The sequence below is a fragment of the Streptomyces sp. NPDC037100 genome, assembly GCF_055606225.1.
In genome coordinates this window covers 50,526-71,026 of record NZ_JBVJSX010000021.1, presented here as the reverse complement: position 1 = coordinate 71,026, position 20,501 = coordinate 50,526, and the positions used below count along the sequence as shown (strand labels likewise).

The following is a 20,501-nucleotide window of genomic DNA, read 5'->3' as shown; positions in this document are numbered from 1 at the left end:
GACATGCCAAAACGGCCACCCCGAGGGGTGGCCGTCATCACACGGGTGAAAGAGGCTCAGCGCTCCTTGAGCGCCTGCTCGATGGTCCGCATGACCTCGTCCAGCGGTGCGTCGGTACGGGCGACCGTCACCAGCACCTCGCCCTGCGCCGAGGCCGTGGCCACGGCCGGCTGCGGTTCCGACGAGCGCCCGGCCCCGATGCCCGTGCCGAACGTCTTGCGCACGATCGCGAAGGCGTGGTCCAGCTGCGCCTCCACGTCACCCTGGCCGCCCGCGCGCAGCCAGCGCCGCAGCACGTGGTTGTGGGCGGTGACGACCGCGGACGCGGCGACCTCCGCCAGCAGCGGGTCGTCGTTGGCGTCGTCGGCGTGCGCGCGCTCATCGAAGTGGCCGAGGAGATAGCGGGTGAAGAGGCGTTCGTAGCGGGCCACCGACGCGATCTCCGCCTCGCGCAGGGTGGGCACCTCGCGCGTCAGCTTGTAGCGGGCGACCGAGATCTCCGGCCGGGCCGCGTACATCCGCATGACCTCCTTGATGCCGCGGCACACCGTGTCGAGCGGATGCTCGTGCGCGGGCGCGGCGTTGAGCACCGCCTCGGCGCGGATCAGGGTGTCGTCGTGGTCGGGGAAGATCGCCTCTTCCTTGGAGCGGAAGTGGCGGAAGAAGGTGCGGCGGGCGACCCCGGCCTGGGCCGCGATCTCGTCGACGGTGGTCGCCTCGTACCCCTTGGTCGCGAACAGCTCCATCGCGGCGGCCGCCAGTTCCCGGCGCATCTTGAGCCGCTGGGCGGCGGCGCGGGAGCCGGCGGCACTCTCCGGCGCGTCGGCCGTGGCTGGTGTACGTGAGGACCTGGCGGGCTGGGGCATGCCCTGAACGTACTGCATGTGCGCAGCTCGCCGCGCATGGCCCGGTTCTTCCCCGGTGCCCGGGGGCGGGGAAGGGGCGGGCGGGCCGGCCGGGTGGAACCGGTCCGGGCCGAGCAGGCCGCCCCACTCCGCGCCGGACCGGAACCAGTCGCCTGGACGCTCAGCGCTTGGCATATTCGCGGAAGCCGCGGCCGGTCTTACGGCCGAGGCAGCCCGCGGCCACCAGGTGCTCCAGCAGCGGCGCCGGAGCGAGCCCCGGGTCGCGGAACTCGCGGTGCAGGACCTTCTCGATGGCCAGCGAGACGTCCAGCCCGACGACGTCCAGCAGCTCGAACGGGCCCATCGGGTAACCGCCGCCCAGCTTCATCGCCGCGTCGATGTCGTCGAGCGAGGCGTAGTGCTCCTCCACCATCTTGATCGCGTTGTTCAGGTACGGGAAGAGCAGCGCGTTCACGATGAAGCCGGCCCGGTCACCGCAGTCGACCGGGTGCTTCCTGATCCGGCCGCAGACCTCGCGGACCGTGGCGTGGACGTCGTCGGCGGTCAGCACCGTACGGACGACCTCGACCAGCTTCATGGCCGGGGCCGGGTTGAAGAAGTGCATGCCGATCACGTCCTGCGGGCGCGAGGTGGCCCTGGCGCAGGCGACGACCGGCAGCGACGAGGTCGTGGTGGCCAGGATCGCGCCCGGCTTGCAGACCTTGTCCAGGGTCGCGAACAGCTGCCGCTTGACCTCCAGGTCCTCTGCGACCGCCTCCACGGCCAGGTCGACGCCGGCGAAGTCCTCGTAGGTGCCCGAGGCCGTGATGCGGTCCAGGGCCCCGGCGGCCGCCTCGGCGGTCATCCGGCCCTTGTCGACCGAGCGGGACAGGGACTTGCCGATCCGGGCCTTCGCGGTCTGCGCCTTCTCCGCACTGCGGGCGGCGATGACCACCTCGTACCCGGCCTTGGCGAAGACCTCGGCGATACCGGAGGCCATGGTGCCCGAGCCCGCGACGCCGACCGAGCGGATCTCCCGGCCGCGAACCGGCTCGCCGCCCTCCAGCGGGGTCAGCGCGTCCCGCACGACGACCGCGCTGCCCGGCGTCTCGTACGTGTAGAAGCCGCGCCCCGCCTTGCGGCCGGTCAGACCCGCCTCGCTCAGCTGCTTGAGGATCGGGGCCGGAGCGTGCAGCCGGTCGCGGGAGGCGGCGTACATGGCCTCCAGGACCGTGCGCGCGGTGTCGACGCCGATCAGGTCCAGCAGCGCCAGCGGGCCCATCGGCAGTCCGCAGCCCAGCCGCATCGCGGCGTCGATGTCCTCGCGGGAGGCGTACTTCGCCTCGTACATCGCGGCCGCCTGGTTGAGGTAGCCGAACAGCAGGCCGTCCGCGACGAACCCGGGGCGGTCGCCGACCGCGACGGGCTCCTTGCCCAGGTCGAGCGCGAGGTCGGTGACCGCCGTGACGGCCGCCGGCGCGGTCAGCACCGAGGAGACGATCTCGACCAGCTTCATGGCCGGCGCGGGGTTGAAGAAGTGCAGGCCCAGCACCCGCTCGGGGCGGGACGAGTCGGCGGCCAGCCGCGTCACCGACAGGGCGTTGGTGCCGGTCGCCAGGATCGTCTCGGGGCGGACGATCCCGTCCAGCTCCCGGAAGATCTGCTGCTTGATCTCGTACGACTCCGGGGCCACTTCGACGACCAGGTCGGCGTCGGCCGCGGAGCGCAGGTCGGCGGAGGTGCTGACACGGCCGAGGAGCTCGGCGCGCTCCTGCTCGGTCAGCCGGCCGCGCTCGACGCCGCGGGCGGTGGAGGCCTCCAGGGCGGCGACGCACTTCGCGGCCTGGGCCTCGCTGATGTCGATGCCGACGACCGTGCGGCCGGCCTGGGCGAGGACCTCGGCGATGCCGGTGCCCATCGTGCCGAGGCCGACGACGGCGACGGTCTGCAGCTTGGACTGGGACGGGTCGGAAAGGGGAGAGGCCATCGCGGACTCCAGGATGAGGGTGACGACGGGGAACGCGCTCCGGGTGCGCCGAAGAGGACCGGCAGGGCCGGACCACGGGCGCACCGGGTGCGTGAGAAAGTGCGGGTGCTGGCCGGGCTGCGAAGCGCACACGCCCGGTGCCGCCTCCACGGGCGTGCACACGCCCGGGATGAACGGCGATTCCGACCGGCCCTGTCCCGGGGCCGAGCCGTACTGCGGTACCTGAGGCACCGAACCGACTGCTCCCGCGACAGCCGCGTCACCAGACCGCCGCGAGGAAAAACGAGTGGGTAACTCGCTCGTCTGAGCTTAACCGGCGGGTAACGAGCGCGCCAGCCCCCGGGTTTGTGATGTACGTCCCGCGCGGCTCGCGCCGCCCCTAACCTCTGAGTCATGGACGAAGAGTTGCGATCACTCACGGAGCGCTTACGGCAGGAGTCCGGGGCGTCGCCGGCGTTCGAGCGGCTCGTGGCGACCGACGACCTCGACGCCCTGGCCGCGATGCTGACCGAGCCCGGGCAACACCTGTGGGCGAGGGAGCTGGCGGCGTTCCGGCTGGGGCTCGCGCGGGACCGGCGGGCCTTCGAGGCCCTGGTGCTGCTGCTCAACCACCGCGACCCGCCGCGCTGCGCCTCCGCCGCCCACGCCCTCGCCCGGCTCGGCGATCCCCGCACCGCCCGCGCGGCCGCCGCCCTCGCCACCAACGAACTGCGCGTCGCCTACGCCCTGCACCCGGTACGGCTCCTGGTCGAGCTGCGCGCCCCCGAGGCGGTGCCCGCGCTGATCACCACCCTCCGGCGGAGGTTGCGCCCGCACGACCCGTACCGCCGCGTGGCCCTCGCCTGCGTGGACGGGCTCGGGGCGCTGGGTGACGTCCGGGCCGCACCCGTGCTGAACGAGGCCCTCGCGCATCCGGCGCTGGCCGAGGCGGCGGTGCGGGCGCTGGGGCGGATCCCGAAGCAGAGGTGACGTCAGCGGTCCATGGTCCTGGCGTACCGCACCTCGGGAACCGCGACCCCGTCCACCTCGAAGGGCACCTCGGCGCCGTCCGCCCGGAAGCCCGCCCGCTCGTAGAACCGGCGGGCCCGGTCGTTCTCCTTGAGTACCCACAGCAGGAGACGGTCGTGGCCCGCGGCGGAGCAGCGTGCGACGGACTCCGAGAGCAGCGCCCGCCCGACACCCCGTCCCACCTGATCCGGGTGGACGTAAATCGCGTACAACTCGGCTTCCTCGGTGAGGACTTCGCCCTCCCGGTACGGCCCGTGGCAGGCCCAGCCGACGGGCTCGCCGCCGGTGCCCTCGGCGACCAGGTTCACCACGCTGCCGTCACCTTGCGAGAGGTGCGTACGGCGGCGCTCGGCGTCCTCCTCGACGCCGAGCCCGTCCAGGTACGACTGCGGGATCAGGCCCCGGTAGGCGCTGCGCCAGCCCCCGACGCGGATCTCCGCGACGCGGTCGCAGTCGGCGAGTGTCATCTCCCGTATCCGCAGGCCGGTCACGGCGCGACCACGGCGATCGCCTCGACCTCCATCAGGAACTCCGGCCGGACGAGCGCCGCGACCTGTACCGCCGAGGCGGCCGGCAGCCGGTCGTCGGGTATGTGCTCGGCTCGGGCCGCGCGGAGGGCCGGCATGTGGGCCATGTCCGTGACGAAAAAGGTGAGTTTGACGACGTCGTCGAAGGTCGCGCCGGCGGCCGCAAGGCAGCGCCGGAGGTTCACGAAGACCTGGCCGGCCTGCGCCGCCGGGTCGTCCTCGCCGACCAGCCGTCCCTGCTCGTCCAGCGGGAGCTGACCGGCGATCGCCACGAAACGGCCGGTGCCCAGAACGACATGGCTGTACTGGGGCGCGGCGGCGACGCCGTCGGGGGCGGGGATCCTCGTCAGCTCACTCATGAGCCCATGATGGACCACGGCACTGACAGTGCCCGCCCCCGACGGAGCGTCAGCCGCTCAGTGACGGAAGCCGAGCAGGCCGTGCAGCACCGCGCCGTTCGAGGAGGCCGACGCCGCCTTGTCCGACGCCGCCCCGGTGGCCGTCGCCGGGGGCTTCGGTTCGGGCAGCGCATCGCACGCCGCGTCCGCCTCGCCGAAGCCACGCGGCACGGTGCCGTCGGTCAGGTAGGCCGCCAGGTGCTCGTCCAGGCAGGCGTTGCCGCTCAGCGTGATGCCGTGGTTGCCGCCGCCCTGCTCGACCACCAGGCTGGAACCGGCCAGCAGGCGGTGCATGGTGACACCGCCCTCGTACGGGGTGGCCGCGTCGGCGGTCGCCTGGAACAGCAGCACCGGCGGCAGCTTGCCGTTCGCCACGTTCACCGGGCGCAGCGACTCCGTCGGCCAGAACGCGCACGGCGCGTTGTACCAGGCGTTGTTCCAGGTCATGAACGGCGCCTTCTCGTAGGCCGCCCAGTTGTCCTTGCGCCACTGGTGCCAATCGCGCGGCCAGAACGCGTCCCGGCACTGCACCGCCGCGTAGACGCTGTAGCTGTTGTCGTCGGCGGCGTCGATCGCGCCGAAGTCCTCGTAGGCCTCGACCAGCGGTTCGGCGTTCTCGCGGTTCACGTACGCCGCGAAGGCTTCTGCCAGAGGGGGCCAGTAGCCGTTGAAGTAGGTTCCCGGGAGGTAGGTGTCCTCGAGCTCCGCGGCGCCCACCCGGCCGCCCGCGGGCTTCCTGTCCAGAGCCGCCCGCATGGCGTACCAGGTGGCCTCGACTCTCTCCGGGTCGGTGCCGAGCCGGTACCGCGCGTCGTGCTTGGCGACCCAGGCCATGAAGGCGCGGTGACGGTCGTTGAAGGCGTGGTTCTGGTTGAGGTTGGCGGTGTACCACACGTCGGTGGGGTCGACGACCGAGTCCAGGACCAGACGACGGACCCGCTGCGGGTACAGGCCGGCGTAGACCGCGCCCAGGTAGGTGCCGTACGAGTACCCGAAGTAGTTGATCTTCTTCGCGCCCAGGGCCTGCCGGATCGCCTCGATGTCGTGTGCGGCGCTGGTCGTGTCGATGTACGGCAGCAGGTGCCCGTACTTACCGGTGCAGGCGGCCGCGAAGGATTTGGCGCGGGCGAGGTTGGCCCGCTCGGCCTCGGGCGTGCTCGGCACGGAGTCCGGGCGCACCGGGCCGAAGTAGCCGGGCTCGCAGTCCAGTGCCGGTGTGCTGGCGCCCACTCCGCGCGGGTCGAAGCCGATGACGTCGTACTGGGCCGCGACCTCCTTGGGCAGCGAGGCCGCGACGAAACCGGCGAGGGTCAGGCCGTCGCCCCCGGGGCCGCCGGGGTTGACCAGCAGCGGGCCCTGGAACCTCTCGGCGGTGTGCGGGACGCGGGACAGTGCGAGGGTGACCTGCCGGCCGTCCGGGTTCGCATGGTCGAGCGGCACCTTGAGGGACGCGCACTGGAGCGACGGATAGTCGGTGGTGCCGCACTTCCTCCAGCCGGGCTTCGCCAGGCGAAAGGCACCTGCGGAGTGCGGTGCGCTCGCCTCGGCGGGCACGGCCGTGAGGCTCCCGGCCAGCGCGACGGCGGCGGCGCCGCACAGCACGGCTGCGCGTGTTCTCATGGAGGCCTTCCAGGACGGGGGGCGTCGGACCGCGGGGCTCACAGTCCTCGCCGATTCGTCCCGGCACATGGCGCTGGAGGAACATGTTCCGTCCAGACTTGACCCGATTGGGCCGCGGGATGCGCTCGAACGCTCCTAAAGGAGCGACAGTTGGGTCGGCTCGGACGAGGGGGGCCCGGCCGGTTCGGGCGGCCGGATCCGGCGCGGCATGTCCGCGCGCGTGGGCCCGATGCCGTACTCCTCGGCCAGTTCGTGCACCTGACGGGTGATCCGCCGCTGGTACCACTTCGGGGCGTAGGAGCCCTCCGCGTACATCCGCTCGTAACGGGCCACCAGGTGCGGGTGGTGCCGGCCCAGCCAGGCCATGAACCACTCCCGGGCGCCGGGCCGCAGATGCAGCACCAGCGGCGTCACGGACGTGGCACCGGAGGCCGCGATCGCCCGCACCGTGGCACGCAGTTGGGCGGGGCTGTCGCTCAGGAACGGGATCACCGGCGCCATCAGCACTCCGCAGCCGATGCCGTGATCGCCGAAGGTGCGCACGACCTCCAGGCGCCGCTCGGGCGCCGGCGTGCCCGGTTCGACGGTACGCCAGAGCTCCTCCTCGGTGAAGCCGACCGAGACGGAGATGCCGACGTCGGTCACCTGTGCCGCCTGTTCGATCAGCTCCAGGTCGCGCAGGATGAGCGTGCCCTTGGTCAGGATCGAGAAGGGGTTCGCGTGGTCGCGCAGCGCCGCGATGATGCCGGGCATCAGCCGGTAGCGGCCCTCGGCACGCTGGTAGCAGTCGACGTTCGTGCCCATCGCGATGTGCTCGCCCTGCCAGCGGCGTGAGCCGAGCTGCCGCCGCAGCAGCTCCGGCGCGTTGACCTTGACCACGATCTGGCTGTCGAAGCCGAGGCCCGTGTCGAGGTCCAGGTAGCTGTGCGTCTTGCGCGCGAAGCAGTACACGCACGCGTGCGAGCAGCCTCGATAGGGGTTGACCGTCCACTGGAACGACATCCGCGACACCGCCGGCACCCGGTTGATGATCGAGCGGGCCCGGATCTCGTGGAACGTCGTTCCGCGGAACTCCGGCGTATCGAACGTACGGGTCGTGACAGCGTCCGCGCCGAACAGCGCGGCATCGGCCCGGCTGTGTTCGGAGTCCGATGTGAGGTTCTCCCAGCGCATGACGCCTCCTCGGTAGCACTGACCACAGAATAGAACACATGTTCCCTTGATCGTGCGAGGGTGTTTTCCGAACACGTTCGACCGGGTTGCGCCACCCCGATTTGGGGCGCCGGGCAGCGGGGTGGTTGGCTTGCCCCGACCCCCGAGCAACCAGGTCCTGGAGGAAAGCGATGGCGCAGGTCGAGGCCACTACGGAGCGGATCGTCGCGGCGGACGCGGAGACGGTGTTCGACGCCCTCGCCGACTACAGCGGCACGCGCGCGAAGCTGCTGCCCGAGCAGTTCAGCGAGTACGAGGTCCGGGAGGGCGGCGACGGCGAGGGCACCCTCGTCCACTGGAAGCTCCAGGCGACCAGCAAGCGGGTGCGCGACTGCCTCCTGGAGGTCAGCGAGCCCACCGACGGCGAGCTGGTCGAGAAGGACCGCAACTCGTCCATGGTCACCACCTGGCGGGTCACCCCGGCCGGCGAGGGCAAGTCCCGGGTCGTCGTGACCACCACCTGGACCGGCGCCGGCGGCATCGGCGGCTTCTTCGAGAAGACCTTCGCCCCCAAGGGCCTCGGCCGGATCTACGACGCGATGCTCACCAAGCTCGCCGCCGAGGTCGAGAAGTAGTCCTCCCAAGATGCGGACAGGCAAGGGGTGTTGCCGCCTCTCACCGGTTCGGGTGATCTCCGTACGGTCCGCTCCTGTGCCGTAACTCGTCGCGCTTGCTCGTAGTTGTCGCTTTTACGCGGGAATTGTGCGGCAGCGCGACGAGGGGAGCGGTGAGTGGGCGGGATCACTCTGGCGCAGGACGGACCGGCGGTGGCGCCCCCCGGCACCCCCGCACCACCGCCGGATCCGGACACCGGGCCGAGCCCACGCCGCGTGCGGCTGGTCTTCTTCGCGCTCATGCCGGTCCTGCTCCTGGCCGCCCTGGAGCAGATGATCGTGGCCACCGCGCTCCCGAAGATCGTCGGTGAGCTGCACGGCCTGGACCGGATGTCCTGGGCGATCACCGCCTACCTGCTCACCGCCACTGTCGGCCTGCCGATCTACGGCAAGCTCGGTGATCTCCTCGGCCGCAAGGGCGTCTTCCAGTTCGCGGTCGTCGTCTTCGTCGTCGGTTCCGCGCTCGCGGGCCGGGCGCAGACCATGGACCAGCTGATCGCCTTCCGTGCCCTGCAGGGCGTCGGCGCGGGCGGCCTCATGACCGGCGTCCAGGCCATCATCGCGGACATCGTTCCGCCCCGGCGGCGCGGCCGCTACATGGGCCTGGTCGGCGCCGCCTTCGGCCTGGCCTCCGTGGCCGGACCGCTGCTCGGCGGCTACTTCACGGACCACCTCTCCTGGCGCTGGTGCTTCTACGTCAACGTACCCTTCGGCCTGGTCACCCTGGCCGTCGTCGCCGTCACGCTGAAGCTCCCCAAGCCGGCCGTGAGGGCCCGTCTCGACGTCCTCGGCGCGCTCCTGCTGACCGCCGCCTCCACCTGCCTGGTCCTGCTGACCAGCTGGGGCGGCACCGCGTACGCCTGGGACTCGCGGATGATCCTCGGGCTCGCGGCCGGAGCGGCGGCGGCCACCGTCCTCTTCCTCGTCACCGAGCACTTCGCCGCCGAACCCCTCATCCCGCTGCGGCTGTTCAAAGACTCCGTCTTCAACGTCACCGGCCTGGTCGGCCTGGTGATCGGGGTGGGCCTGTTCGGCGCCGCCAGCTACCTGCCGACGTACCTGCAGATGGTCGACGGGGCCTCCGCCACCGAGTCGGGCCTGCTCATGCTGCCGATGACGGCCGGCATCGTCGGCGCATCGGTCGTCGTCGGCCGGCTCATCAGCCACACCGGCCGCTACAAGGCCTACCCGATCCTCGGCAGCGCCCTCTCCGTCGTCGGCATGGGGCTGCTGTCGCGGCTGGAGGCCGGCACGCCCCGGCTCCACTACGGCATCTGGACGGCCGTCCTCGGCGCAGGCATCGGCATGGTGATGCCGGTCCTGATCCTCGCCGTGCAGAACTCCGTGCGCCCGGCCGACCTCGGCACCGCCACCAGCGCCAACAACTACTTCCGGCAGATCGGCGGCAGCGCCGGAGCCGCCGTCTTCGGCAGCCTCTTCGCCGACCGGCTCGCCGACGCCCTCGCCGAGCGTCTTCCCACGCGCGGGGGCACCGCGCCCCCGGACCCCGAGTCCCTCACCCCGCAGCTCGTGCACGCACTGCCCCCGGCCCTGCGCGACGACTACATCCGGGCGTACGCCGACGCCATGCCGCGGATCTTCCTCTACCTGGTGCCGGTGCTCGTCCTCGGACTGGTCATCGCCCTCTTCCTCAAGGAGAAACCCCTGGTGTCCCACAACGCCTCCGTCACCGACCCGGGCACGGCGCCGGGGATCGCCCCGGTCCCGCAGGCCCGCGCCGCGTACGCCGCCGGTGTGCCCGTGTGCGGTTCGGTGCAGCACCACGACGGAACCGTCGTGCCCCGCGCGGCGCTCACGCTCATCGACGTCACCGGGCAGCAGACCGGGCGCGGCGCGAGCGGCGAGGACGGGCGCTACGCGCTGGCCACCCCGGGCCCGGGCTCGTACGTGCTGATCGCCGCGGCCGGCGGGCACCAGCCGCAGGCGGTCACCGTGACCGTCGGGGAGCGTCCCGTCGAGCTCGACATCGTCCTCGGCGGCGCCGGAAACCTGATCGGCACCGTGGTCACCGCCGACGGCACGCCCGTACGGGACGCCACCGTCACCCTCACCAACGTGCACGGCGAGGTCGTGGCCACCACCCGCAGCGGCCGGGAGGGCGGCTACGTCATCACCGAGCTCGTCGCCGGCGAGTACACCCTCGCCGCCAGCGCGCCCGCCTTCCGCCCGGCCGCGCTCCCCGTCACCGTCCAGGCCGCCCGCGAGACCCGCCGGGACATCGAACTGGCCGGCGGCGCCGTGCTGCGCGGCACCGTCCGGGCGGGCGGCGGCCGGCCCGTGGAGGACGCGCGCGTGACGCTGCTCGACGTGGCGGGCAACGTCGTCGACACCCTCACCACCGGCGCCGACGGCACGTTCCGCTTCGTCGACCTGTCCTCCGGTGAGTACACGGTCATCGCGGCCGGCTACCCGCCCGTGGCCACCGTGCTCCAGGTCGCCGGAGGAGGCCGTAGCGAGCGGGACCTCCAGCTGAGCCACGAGGACTGAGCGAGCACCGGCCGGGGAGCGAACGGCACCGGCGCGCGGGGTCGTACGCCGGTGCGAGCCCCGCGCGGGCAATTCCCGCATTGCCTCACATGGCTGGCGGCTGCCGCCGTACGGTGGTGACGCCGGCACAGATCTTGCGTCCCTGGGGAGAGAGGGCCTGGGCCATGGACCATGGCATCGACAGGGCTGAGCAGGGCGCGGGGACGGAACCCGCCGAGCCCGGCCGCGTGCCCCTGGCCGTCGTCGTGGTCGACCGCGACGGCCTCGTCTCCCACTGGAGCCGCGGCGCGCGGCGCCTGTTCGGCGTACCCAAGGAAGAGGCGATCGGACGCACCGCCCTCGATCTGCTCCCCGTTTCCGGCGCCCTGCCCGAGGAGCGGGACCCTCTCGGATACGCCGCCGGCGACGGCCTCGGTCCCGGTCTCGAATCCTCCCTCGACGGCGGGCTCTCCTACCCGGCGGCGGGCCGCGCCCGGCTCACCGCGTCCGAGGACGGCCGGGTCGATGTCCTGTGGTGGGCCTACCCGCTGGTGGGGCCCGGGCCCGAGCGGCTGCTCGTGCTGGCCGCCGAAGCGGACGGGCCGGGCACGGGCGACGGGGCGTTCGAGCGGATCGCGCCCGGCTTCGCACGGCACACCGACTTCCCCGGGGCGGACGAGCTCGCCCGCCGGCTCCCCGAGATCATGCCCAGCATGAGCGTCGGCGAGAGCGCCCGGATCGTCGCGCAGGTCCTCGAACTCGGCTATCCCATCCTGGAGTTCAGTCAGAACGACCGGGTGCCCGTCACCCCCGACTGGGGTGTTGCCCGGCGCGCCGAGCGCAGGGCGCGCCGGGAACGGGCCGCGCGGGCGTCGGCCGCCGGCGAACCCGTGCCGGAGGGGCTGCGGGACGAGCGCGACGACCTCGAACACGCCGCCGTCCGTGAGCGTCTCGAGTTCCTCAACGAGGTCAGTGGACGTATCGGCACCTCCCTCGACCTGTCCCGCACGATCGTCGAGGTCAGCCGGGCCGTGGTGCCCCGCTTCACCGACGTCGCCGGCACGTATCTGCGCGAACAGGTCGTCGCCGGCGAGGGGTTCGAGGACGGTGTGCCCGACACGACCACGATGTGGCACCGGGTCGCCCTGGAGCACACCGACGAACCGGGCCGCTGGGACGACGTCGTCCCCGTCGGCGAGGCGATGCCGTTCCCCGCGCACACGCCGTTCTTCCAGTGCATGACCAGCGGCGAACCCGTTCTCGTGCCGCGTATCAGCGAGGAGATGGGGCACGCCATCGCCGCGCAGTTCGAGAAGCGCGACATCCGGCCCCTCATCACCGGCCGCTCGATGCTGGTCGTGCCCCTCAAGGCGCGCAACGTCGTGCTCGGCTTCATGATCCTGCTGCGGCACCCCGAGCGGCCCGTCTTCAACGACATGGACCGCGTCACCGGAGCCGAACTCGCCGCCCGCGCGGGCCTGGTGCTCGACAACGCGCGCATGTACACCTTCCAGGAGAACGTCGCCGAGACGCTCCAGGACAGCATGCTTCCGCACATCCCGCCCCGCATGGCCGGTTGCGACATCGCCACCCGCTATCTGCCGGGCACGCTGCTCGGGCGGGTCGGCGGCGACTGGTTCGACGCGGTCAAACTGCACGGCGGACGCACGGCGTTCGTCGTCGGCGACGTCATGGGGCACGGCCTGAACTCGGCCGCGATGATGGGCCAGTTGCGGACGGCCGTGCAGACCATGGCCGGGCTCGACCTGCCGCCCGCCCAGCTGCTGCGCAACCTCGACGACCTCGCCCAGCGCCTCGGCGACAGCTACCTGGCGACCTGTCTCTACGCCGTCTACGACCCCATCGCGGGCGAACTCCACCTCGCCAACGCCGGCCACATCCCGCCCGTCCTGGTCCGGGCCGGCGACGGCCGCAGCGAACTACTGGACCTGCCCACCGGCGCGCCCATCGGCGTCGGGGGAGTGCCCTTCGAGGCGACACGCGTGCGCGTCGAACCCGGCGACCGGCTGGTGATGTGCACCGACGGGCTGGTCGAGGTGCGCGGCGAGGACATCGGGGTGGGCCTCGCGACGCTCTGCGAGTCGGCCGCGCACCCGGCCGCGTCCATGGACGACGCCTGCGACACCATCATCCGGGCGCTCAACACCCGGGGTGGCCGCAAGGACGACGTCGCCCTGCTGATGGCCCGCCTGGGCGGCATCGAGCCGGACGACGTGGCCGAATGGCGTCTCGCCCTCGACCCGGCAGAGGTGGGCCGGGCCCGCGCGGCGGTGCGGGAGCAACTGCACGACTGGGGCCTGGCGAAGCTCGCCGCACCGGCCGAGCTGCTGGCCGGCGAACTCGTGACCAACGCCGTACGGCACTCCCACGCCCGCCCCGTCGCACTGCGGCTGGTGCGCGGCGACACCCTGCTGTGCGAGGTGGACGACGACGACCACGAGCTGCCGACACTGCTGCACGCGAGCCCCCTCGACGAGGCCGGACGCGGTCTGCGCGTCGTCAGCACGCTGTCCCGCGAGTGGGGGACGAGCCGGACCAAGGCCGGCAAGACGGTCTGGTTCGAGCTGACGCTGCCACGCCGCTGAAGAACACCACCGGCCGACCGCGAAGTGACGCCGCACGCCCGTGTTCTTGTGGCCGCGGCCCGGGCGCGGTACACCGTACTCGCCCGTCGCATGGCGGGATCCGTTCGCACCCGGGGAGTGGGCATGAGCGTGACACGAAGGTACCGGGAAGCCTGGGAGGGGTTCTGGCGCGAGGCGTCCGCCGAGCCCGGGGCGGTGTTGTGGGACGCGGAACCGGTCCTGACGGTGGGCCCGCACCTCGCCCTGTTCGAACCGTATCTGGCCGATCCCGCGCTGCCGCTGGTGGATCTCGGCTGCGGCAACGGCACGCAGACCCGCTACCTCGCCGACCGCTTCCCGCACGTCCTGGGCGTCGACCTGTCCGCCGCGGCCCTCGACCACGCCCGGCGGGCCGACCCGGCGGGGCAGGCGGCCTACCGGCAGCTGGACGCCGCCGCGAAGGAGGAGACGCAGGCGTTGCACGCGGAGCTCGGCGACACCAACGTCTACCTGCGGGGCGTCCTGCACCAGTGCGAGCCCGACGACCGGCAGTCCCTGGTCGACGGGATCGCCACGCTGGTGGGCGAACGCGGCCGCGCCTGTCTGGTGGAGCTCTCGGGTGCCGCCAAGCAGGTGCTGGCGGCCCTGGCGGGCGATCCGGACGGCCCGCCGCCCAAGCTCGCGCCCGTGTTCCGGCACGGCCTCGCGCCCGGAGAGGTGTCGGACGAGGCCGTGCCCGAATATCTGAGCTCGGCCGGTCTGACGGTGCTGGCGAGTGGCCGACTGCCCTTGAGGACCACGGAGTACCGGCCCGACGGCACCCGCATCGAACTGCCCTCCACCTGGCTGGTGGCGGGGCGTACGGCCTGACACAGGCAGTCGGGAGAGCCGGGCCGGGGGCGTGGTCTGGTGGGCGAGGGATTTGTCGGTGTACGGTCATGTTATTCCGGTCCGTGCACCCGCCTCGCCCCCGCGGAGGACAGTCATGCCGATGCTCTGGTTACGGATGCTGGTCGCCTCGGCGGCGTCGGCGGTGCTGGTCGGCACATCCGCCGTCACGACCGCCGCCGCACCGGACCATCGCTCGGTACGGGACAGCGTGCACACCGCCGGGCGCGTCAAGGCCGCCGGGGACGTGCTCCAGTACAGCTGGCCCGGCGTCTACTTCGAGGGCCGGATCCGGGGTACCGGCGTGGGCGTCGTGCTCGACGACGCGGCCGCCGACTACGACGTCCAGGTCGACGGAACCACCGTCGCGACCCTCGTCACGCCGGGGAGGACCACGCACTGGGTCAGGGGCCTGCGCGACGGCGTGCACACCGTCCGGCTCGTCAAGCGCAACGACACCCCGTGGAGCACCAGCGCCTTCGGCGGCTTCGTCGCCGCACCCGGCGGTGCCGTCCTGGCCCGGCCGGTCGCGCGCAGCCGTCAGATCGAGTTCATCGGCGACTCCCTCACGGCCGGCTACGGAAACCTCTCCTCCTCCCGCGACTGCGACGGCGAGCAGCTGGCGCGCACCACCAACGCCGACGTGAGCTACGGCGCCCTCACCGCCCGGGGCCTGCGCGCCGACTACCAGATCAACGCGTATTCGGGCCAGGGCATGGTGCGCAACTACAACGGCGGCTCGCCGGAGGTGAACTACCGCACCTTCTACGACCGCGCGCTGCTGAACGTGCCGGGCGACGTCTGGCAGAACCCGGGCACCTGGCGGCCGCAGCTCGTCGTTGTCCACCTGGGCACGAACGACTTCTCCACGCCCGTCAACCCGGGCGAGCCCTGGACGGACGAGAGCCTCGCCGCCGCCTACCGCAGTGCCTACAGCGGCTTCCTCGCGAAACTGCGGCAGCGCTACGGGGCCGCGACCACCATCCTGGCCGTGGGCACGGGTCCGTTCGCCGGTCATGTCGAGAACGTCGTACGGGAACGCACCGGCGCGGGCGACCGCCGGGTCCGCTTCTGGCCCCTCGACACCACCGGCCTGGACCACGGGGGCTGCCACTGGCACTACTCTGCCCGCGACCACCGCCTTCTCGCCGACCGTCTCACCGCTCTCCTCGCCGACCTGCCGATCCGTTGGTGACCGGTTCGTAGCCCGTTCCGCACGCAGCGCGTAACGTGACGAACCATGAAGATCTCCGCCCCGGACGGCTCGTCATGAGAATCCTCATCAGCGCCGACATGGAGGGCGCCACCGGCGTCACCTGGCCCGACGACGTGGTGCCGGGCGCCTCGCAGTGGGAGCGCTGCCGTTCCCTGTTCACCTCCGACGTCAACGCCGCCGTCCTCGGCTTCCACGACGGCGGCGCCGATGAGGTGATCATCAACGAGGCGCACTGGTCGATGCGCAACCTGCTGCTGGAGCAGCTCGACGACCGCGCCCAGCTGCTCACCGGCCGGCACAAGACGCTGTCCATGGTCGAGGGCGTGCAGCACGGCGACGTCGACGGCATCGCGTTCGTCGGCTACCACGCGGGCGCCGGCATGGAGGGCGTCCTCGCGCACACCTACCTCGCCAACTCCATCACTGGCGTGTGGCTGAACGACGTACGGGCGAGCGAGGGACTGCTCAACGCCCATGTCGTCGCCGAGTACGGAGTGCCGGTCGTGCTGGTCACCGGGGACGACGTCGCATGCGAGGACGCGCTCGGGTACGCGCCCGAGGCGCTGAAGGTCGCGGTCAAGGACCACGTGTCGCGCTACGCGGCGGTGTGCCGCACCCCCGCCCGTACCGCGGCCGACATCCGGGCGGCGGCCAAGGAGGCGGCCTTGCTGGCGGTGCGTCACGAACCCGTGCGGGGCGGCCCGTTCACCGTGGCCGTGGAGTTCGACGCCGAGCACCTGGCGATGTCCGCCACCGTCGTCCCCGGGGTGGACCGGATCGCGGAGCGGAAGGTGGCGTACACGAGCGAGACCATGTACGAGGGCATCCGCGCCTTCAAGGCGGTCACCACGATCGTCTCGGCCGCGGTGGAGGATCAGTATGGCTGAGCAGGTCGACGGACCCGCGCTGGACGAGGTCGTGACGTTCACGTCCGACCTCATCCGGATCGACACCACCAACCGGGGCGGCGGTGACTGCCGGGAGCGGCCCGCCGCCGAGTACGCCGCCGCACGGCTCGCCGAGGCCGGCATCGAACCGACCCTGCTGGAGCGCACCAAGGGGCGGACCAACGTCGTCGCCCGGGTCGAGGGCACCGACCCCTCGGCCGAGGCGCTGCTCCTCCACGGCCACCTGGACGTCGTGCCCGCGCAGGCCGCCGACTGGAGCGTGCACCCGTTCTCCGGGGAGATCCGCGACGGGGTCGTCTGGGGGCGCGGCGCCGTCGACATGAAGAACATGGACGCGATGATCCTGGCCGTCCTGCGCGGCTGGGCCCGGCAGGGCGTCCGGCCCCGCCGGGACATCGTCGTCGCGTTCACCGCGGACGAGGAGGCCAGCGCCGAGGACGGCTCGGGGTTCCTCGCCGACGAGCACCCCGCACTGTTCGAGGGCTGCACCGAAGGCGTCAGCGAGTCGGGCGCCTTCACCTTCCACGACGGCGACGGACGGCGGATCTACCCGATCGCGGCCGGGGAACGCGGCACCGCGTGGCTGAAGCTCACCGCCCGCGGACGCGCCGGGCACGGCTCCACGGTCAACCGGGACAACGCCGTGACCCGCCTCGCGGGCGCGATCGCCCGGATCGGCGCGTACGAGTGGCCGCTGCGGCTCACCCCGACCGTCCGCGCCGCCCTCACCGAACTCGCCGCGCTCTACGGCATCGAGACCGATCTCACCGACGTGGACGCGCTGCTGGAGAAGCTCGGACCGGCCGCCGCACTCGTCGAGCCGACCCTGCGCAACAGCGCCAACCCGACCATGCTGGACGCCGGTTACAAGATCAACGTCATTCCCCGCGAGGCCGTGGCGCACGTGGACGGCCGGTACATGCCCGGCGGCGAGGAGGAGTTCCGCAGCACCCTCGACCGGCTCACCGGGCCGGACGTGGACTGGGAGTTCCACCACCGCGAGGTCGCCCTCGAATCGCCGGTGGACTCGGCGACGTTCGCGGGCATGCGCGCCGCCGTCGAGGAGTTCGCACCCGAGGGCCATGTCGTGCCGTTCTGCATGTCCGGCGGCACCGACGCCAAGCAGTTCTCCCGCCTCGGCATCACCGGCTACGGCTTCACCCCGCTGAAGCTGCCGGACGGCTACGACTACGCGGCCATGTTCCACGGGGTCGACGAGCGGGTACCGATCGAGGCGCTGCACTTCGGTGTCCGCGTACTCGACCGGTTCCTGCGGACGGCCTAGGAGAGTGGGGGAGACGGTGCGGACGCTGGCCTACGGGGCGTGGCCCTCGCCCATCGACGCGGCCCTGACCGCCGCGCACGACGGGCACCCGGAGTACGTGGGCTTCGTCGGCGACGAGGTGTGGTGGACCGAGCCGCGCCCCGCCGAGGGCGGCCGGCGCACCCTGGTGCGGCGGCACACCGACGGCCGGGAGGAGTCGCTGCTGCCCGCGCCGTGGAACGTGCGCAGCCGGGTCATCGAATACGGCGGGCACCCGTGGGCCGCGCTCGACCGTGACACAGGACCGCTGGTGGTGTTCGTGAACTTCGCCGACCAGCGGCTGTACCGCTGCGAGCCGGGCGGTGAACCCCGCCCGCTCACCCCTGTGTCCCCCGTGGGTGGGGGACTGCGCTGGGCCGAGCCGCTGCCGCTGCCCGAACGGGGTGAGGTGTGGTGCGTGCTGGAGGAGTTCACCGGCGACGGGCCCACCGACGTGCGCCGCGTCCTGGCCGCCGTTCCCCTGGACGGATCCGCCGCCGAGGACCGGGGCGCCGTACGCGAACTCACCGACGGCCGGCACCGGTTCGTGACCGGGCCCAAGCTCTCGCCCGACGGGCGCCGGGCCGCCTGGCTCGCCTGGGACCATCCCCGCATGCCCTGGGACGGCACCGAACTGCTCCTCGCCGACGTCGCCCCCGACGGCACCCTGCGCGACGCCCGGACCGTGGCCGGCGGCCCCGGCGAGTCGATCGCCCAGGCCGACTGGACCCATGACGGCCGTCTGCTGCACGCGAGCGACCGCACCGGCTGGTGGAACCTCTACCTCGACGGGCAGCCGCTGTGCCCGCGCGAGGAGGAGTTCGGCGGTGCGCTGTGGAAACTGGGGTCGAGATGGTTCACCCCGCTCGACAGCGGTCTGATCGCCGTCGTGCACGGCCGGGGCGCCACCGCCCTCGGCGTACTGGACCCGGAGACCGGCGAGGTCGTCGACGCCGCCGGGCCCTGGACCGAGTTCGCCCCCACCCTCGCCGCCCACGGCGAACGGGTCGTCGCCGTCGGAGCCAGCCCGCGCAGCGCCTACGAGGTCGTCGAGCTGGACTCCCGCACCGGCCGGGCCCGGGTCGTCGGCGCCGAACACGACGACGCCGTCGATCCCGCGTACTACCCCGAACCGCAGATCCGCACCTTCACCGGCCCGGACGGCCGCGACATCCACGCCCACATCTACCCGCCGCACCACCCCGGCTGCGTCGCGCCCGGCGACGAACTGCCGCCCTACGTCGTCTGGGCGCACGGCGGGCCCACCGACCGCGCGCCGCTCGTGCTCGATCTGGAGATCGCCTACTTCACCTCGCGCGGTATCGGCGTCGCCGAAGTGAACTACGGCGGCTCCACCGGGTACGGCCGCACCTACCGGGAGCGGCTGCGCGAGCAGTGGGGCGTGGTGGACGTCGAGGACTGCGCGGCGGTCGCCCTGGCCCTCGCCGACGAGGGCACCGCCGACCGCGGCCGGCTCGCCGTCCGGGGCGGCAGCGCGGGCGGCTGGACCGCGGCGGCCTCGCTCACCACCACCGACGTCTACGCCTGCGGCACCATCAAGTACCCCATCCTGGACCTGGCCGGCTGGGGCACGGGCGAGACCCACGACTTCGAGTCGCGGTACCTGGAGGGCCTCATCGGGCCGCTCGCCGAGGTGCCCGCCCGGTACGCGGAGCGCTCGCCCGCCGCCCACGCCGACCGCCTCACCGTGCCGTTCCTGCTGCTGCAGGGCCTGGACGACGTGATCTGTCCGCCCGTCCAGTGCGAGCGGTTCCTGGCCCGGCTGGAGGGCCGGCGGGTGCCGCACGCCTATCTCGCCTTCGCGGGGGAGGGGCACGGGTTCCGCAGGGCGGAGACCATGGTGCGCGCCCTGGAGGCCGAACTCTCCCTCTACGCCCAGGTGTTCCGCCTGGATCCGCCCGGTGTCCCGACCCTGGAGCTTGCCGAGTGAACCCGTTGGTACGACCGCCCCGGCTCGCGCCCGGCGCCCGCGTCGCCGTCGTCGCGCCGAGCGGGCCGGTACCCGAGGAGCGGCTCCAGGCCGGGCTCGACATCCTGCGCGGCTGGGACCTCGACCCCGTGGTGGCACCCCATGTGCTTGCCCGGCACGGCGAGTTGGGCTACCTGGCCGGCACGGACGAGCAGCGTGCCGCCGACCTCCAGGGTGCATGGTGCGATCCGTCCGTGGCGGCCGTGCTGTGCGCCCGCGGCGGATACGGGGCGCAGCGCATGGTCGACCTGCTCGACTGGGAGGCGATGCGGGCGGCGGGCCCGAAGGTGTTCGCCGGTTTCAGTGACATCACCGTCCTGCACCAGGCGTTCGCCACCCGTCTGGGCCTGGTCACCCTGTACGGGCCCGCGGCCGCCGGCCTCGACTTCCTCAAGAGCGCCCGAGCCCAGGACCATCTGCGGGCCACCCTCTTCGAGCCGGAGTCCGTACGGACCGTCACGGCCGTTCCCCCGGGCGGCACCGCACTGATACCGGGCCGAGCCAGGGGCGTCACGCTCGGCGGCTGTCTCAGTCTGCTCGCGAGCGACCTCGGCACCCCGCACGCCCACCCCGGGGCGCGGGACGGGCTGCTGCTGATGGAGGACGTCGGCGAGAGCCCGTACCGCCTGGACCGCTGCCTGACCCAACTCCTGCGCACCGGCTGGCTCGACGGGGTCGCCGGCATCGTCCTCGGTTCCTGGGCAGGGTGCGGACCGTACGGGGAGCTGCGCGCGGTCCTCGCCGACCGGCTCGGCGGTCTGGGTGTCCCGGTTGTGGAGGAGTTCGGGTTCGGGCACGGCGTGGGCGCGCTGACCATGCCCCTCGGGGTGAGGGCCGAACTCGACGCCGGGTCGGGCACGTTGACGCTGGAGGAACCGGCCCTCAGCTGACGACATCCGCTTCTGAAATACCG

General features: G+C 72.6%; 16 protein-coding genes. 10 read left to right on the top strand and 6 right to left on the bottom strand.

Annotated elements, in window-relative coordinates; all coding sequences use genetic code 11:
- Positions 1 to 56 precede the first annotated feature (56 nt).
- Complete coding sequence (locus ACZ7EG_RS38895; RefSeq protein WP_471089396.1) at positions 57 to 866, bottom strand: TetR family transcriptional regulator; 810 nt, start codon at positions 864 to 866, stop codon at positions 57 to 59.
- Between the two features lie 160 nt (positions 867 to 1,026).
- Positions 1,027 to 2,832 carry a 3-hydroxyacyl-CoA dehydrogenase family protein gene (locus ACZ7EG_RS38890; protein WP_471089394.1) on the bottom strand — a complete coding sequence of 602 codons (1,806 nt, stop codon included), beginning with the start codon at positions 2,830 to 2,832 and terminating at the stop codon, positions 1,027 to 1,029.
- 393 nt (positions 2,833 to 3,225) lie between these two features.
- On the opposite strand from ACZ7EG_RS38890, the gene ACZ7EG_RS38885 reads away from it, so the two are divergent.
- The gene (locus ACZ7EG_RS38885; protein WP_471089392.1) at positions 3,226 to 3,801 is read left to right on the top strand and encodes an adenylosuccinate lyase; all 576 of its coding nucleotides are present in this window, start codon (positions 3,226 to 3,228) and stop codon (positions 3,799 to 3,801) included.
- A gap of 2 nt (positions 3,802 to 3,803) precedes the next feature.
- Here ACZ7EG_RS38885 and ACZ7EG_RS38880 read toward each other — a convergent pair whose 3' ends face one another.
- The 4 genes from ACZ7EG_RS38880 to ACZ7EG_RS38865 all read right to left on the bottom strand — a co-directional run bounded on the left by ACZ7EG_RS38880 (position 3,804) and on the right by ACZ7EG_RS38865 (position 7,558).
- A complete protein-coding gene (locus tag ACZ7EG_RS38880) occupies positions 3,804 to 4,307 on the bottom strand; it encodes a GNAT family N-acetyltransferase (protein ID WP_471089390.1) in 504 nt (167 codons plus the stop codon).
- Between the two features lie 20 nt (positions 4,308 to 4,327).
- The gene (locus ACZ7EG_RS38875) at positions 4,328 to 4,726 is read right to left on the bottom strand and encodes a RidA family protein (protein WP_471089388.1); all 399 of its coding nucleotides are present in this window, start codon (positions 4,724 to 4,726) and stop codon (positions 4,328 to 4,330) included.
- A 57-nt stretch (positions 4,727 to 4,783) separates the two neighbouring features.
- Positions 4,784 to 6,385: an alpha/beta hydrolase gene (locus tag ACZ7EG_RS38870; RefSeq protein WP_471089386.1), complete on the bottom strand. Its 1,602-nt coding sequence runs from the start codon at positions 6,383 to 6,385 to the stop codon at positions 4,784 to 4,786.
- A 135-nt stretch (positions 6,386 to 6,520) separates the two neighbouring features.
- The gene (locus tag ACZ7EG_RS38865) at positions 6,521 to 7,558 is read right to left on the bottom strand and encodes an Rv2578c family radical SAM protein (RefSeq protein WP_471089384.1); all 1,038 of its coding nucleotides are present in this window, start codon (positions 7,556 to 7,558) and stop codon (positions 6,521 to 6,523) included.
- Positions 7,559 to 7,728: 170 nt separating this feature from the next.
- On the opposite strand from ACZ7EG_RS38865, the gene ACZ7EG_RS38860 reads away from it, so the two are divergent.
- The 9 genes from ACZ7EG_RS38860 to ACZ7EG_RS38820 all read left to right on the top strand — a co-directional run bounded on the left by ACZ7EG_RS38860 (position 7,729) and on the right by ACZ7EG_RS38820 (position 20,478).
- The gene (locus ACZ7EG_RS38860; protein ID WP_030843880.1) at positions 7,729 to 8,172 is read left to right on the top strand and encodes an SRPBCC family protein; all 444 of its coding nucleotides are present in this window, start codon (positions 7,729 to 7,731) and stop codon (positions 8,170 to 8,172) included.
- 156 nt (positions 8,173 to 8,328) lie between these two features.
- Positions 8,329 to 10,719 (top strand): MFS transporter, encoded by a 2,391-nt coding sequence (locus ACZ7EG_RS38855; RefSeq protein WP_471089381.1) that lies wholly within the window; start codon positions 8,329 to 8,331, stop codon positions 10,717 to 10,719.
- 164 nt (positions 10,720 to 10,883) lie between these two features.
- The gene (locus ACZ7EG_RS38850) at positions 10,884 to 13,304 is read left to right on the top strand and encodes an ATP-binding SpoIIE family protein phosphatase (RefSeq protein WP_471089379.1); all 2,421 of its coding nucleotides are present in this window, start codon (positions 10,884 to 10,886) and stop codon (positions 13,302 to 13,304) included.
- Positions 13,305 to 13,427: 123 nt separating this feature from the next.
- A complete protein-coding gene (locus ACZ7EG_RS38845; protein WP_471089377.1) occupies positions 13,428 to 14,153 on the top strand; it encodes a class I SAM-dependent methyltransferase in 726 nt (241 codons plus the stop codon).
- A 115-nt stretch (positions 14,154 to 14,268) separates the two neighbouring features.
- On the top strand, positions 14,269 to 15,366 hold the full coding sequence (locus ACZ7EG_RS38840) for an SGNH/GDSL hydrolase family protein (RefSeq protein WP_471089375.1): 1,098 nt from the start codon (positions 14,269 to 14,271) through the stop codon (positions 15,364 to 15,366).
- Between the two features lie 74 nt (positions 15,367 to 15,440).
- The gene (locus ACZ7EG_RS38835; protein WP_471089373.1) at positions 15,441 to 16,274 is read left to right on the top strand and encodes a M55 family metallopeptidase; all 834 of its coding nucleotides are present in this window, start codon (positions 15,441 to 15,443) and stop codon (positions 16,272 to 16,274) included.
- On the top strand, positions 16,267 to 17,580 hold the full coding sequence (locus ACZ7EG_RS38830) for a M20/M25/M40 family metallo-hydrolase (protein ID WP_471089371.1): 1,314 nt from the start codon (positions 16,267 to 16,269) through the stop codon (positions 17,578 to 17,580). Before ACZ7EG_RS38835 ends, ACZ7EG_RS38830 begins: the two co-directional genes overlap by 8 nt.
- 4 nt (positions 17,581 to 17,584) lie before the next feature.
- On the top strand, positions 17,585 to 19,549 hold the full coding sequence (locus ACZ7EG_RS38825; RefSeq protein ID WP_471089369.1) for a S9 family peptidase: 1,965 nt from the start codon (positions 17,585 to 17,587) through the stop codon (positions 19,547 to 19,549).
- Positions 19,546 to 20,478: a S66 peptidase family protein gene (locus ACZ7EG_RS38820; RefSeq protein WP_471089367.1), complete on the top strand. Its 933-nt coding sequence runs from the start codon at positions 19,546 to 19,548 to the stop codon at positions 20,476 to 20,478. Before ACZ7EG_RS38825 ends, ACZ7EG_RS38820 begins: the two co-directional genes overlap by 4 nt.
- Positions 20,479 to 20,501: the final 23 nt, after the last annotated feature.

Coding starts and splice junctions, on each gene's coding strand:
- ACZ7EG_RS38870 (WP_471089386.1), bottom strand. CDS start 6,385: ATGAGAACACGCGCAGCCGTGCTGTGCGGCGCCGCCGCCGTCGCGCTG.
- ACZ7EG_RS38845 (WP_471089377.1), top strand. CDS start 13,428: ATGAGCGTGACACGAAGGTACCGGGAAGCCTGGGAGGGGTTCTGGCGC.
- ACZ7EG_RS38850 (WP_471089379.1), top strand. CDS start 10,884: ATGGACCATGGCATCGACAGGGCTGAGCAGGGCGCGGGGACGGAACCC.
- ACZ7EG_RS38860 (WP_030843880.1), top strand. CDS start 7,729: ATGGCGCAGGTCGAGGCCACTACGGAGCGGATCGTCGCGGCGGACGCG.
- ACZ7EG_RS38890 (WP_471089394.1), bottom strand. CDS start 2,832: ATGGCCTCTCCCCTTTCCGACCCGTCCCAGTCCAAGCTGCAGACCGTC.
- ACZ7EG_RS38865 (WP_471089384.1), bottom strand. CDS start 7,558: ATGCGCTGGGAGAACCTCACATCGGACTCCGAACACAGCCGGGCCGAT.
- ACZ7EG_RS38880 (WP_471089390.1), bottom strand. CDS start 4,307: ATGACACTCGCCGACTGCGACCGCGTCGCGGAGATCCGCGTCGGGGGC.
- ACZ7EG_RS38840 (WP_471089375.1), top strand. CDS start 14,269: ATGCCGATGCTCTGGTTACGGATGCTGGTCGCCTCGGCGGCGTCGGCG.
- ACZ7EG_RS38895 (WP_471089396.1), bottom strand. CDS start 866: ATGCCCCAGCCCGCCAGGTCCTCACGTACACCAGCCACGGCCGACGCG.
- ACZ7EG_RS38875 (WP_471089388.1), bottom strand. CDS start 4,726: ATGAGTGAGCTGACGAGGATCCCCGCCCCCGACGGCGTCGCCGCCGCG.
- ACZ7EG_RS38885 (WP_471089392.1), top strand. CDS start 3,226: ATGGACGAAGAGTTGCGATCACTCACGGAGCGCTTACGGCAGGAGTCC.
- ACZ7EG_RS38830 (WP_471089371.1), top strand. CDS start 16,267: ATGGCTGAGCAGGTCGACGGACCCGCGCTGGACGAGGTCGTGACGTTC.
- ACZ7EG_RS38835 (WP_471089373.1), top strand. CDS start 15,441: ATGAGAATCCTCATCAGCGCCGACATGGAGGGCGCCACCGGCGTCACC.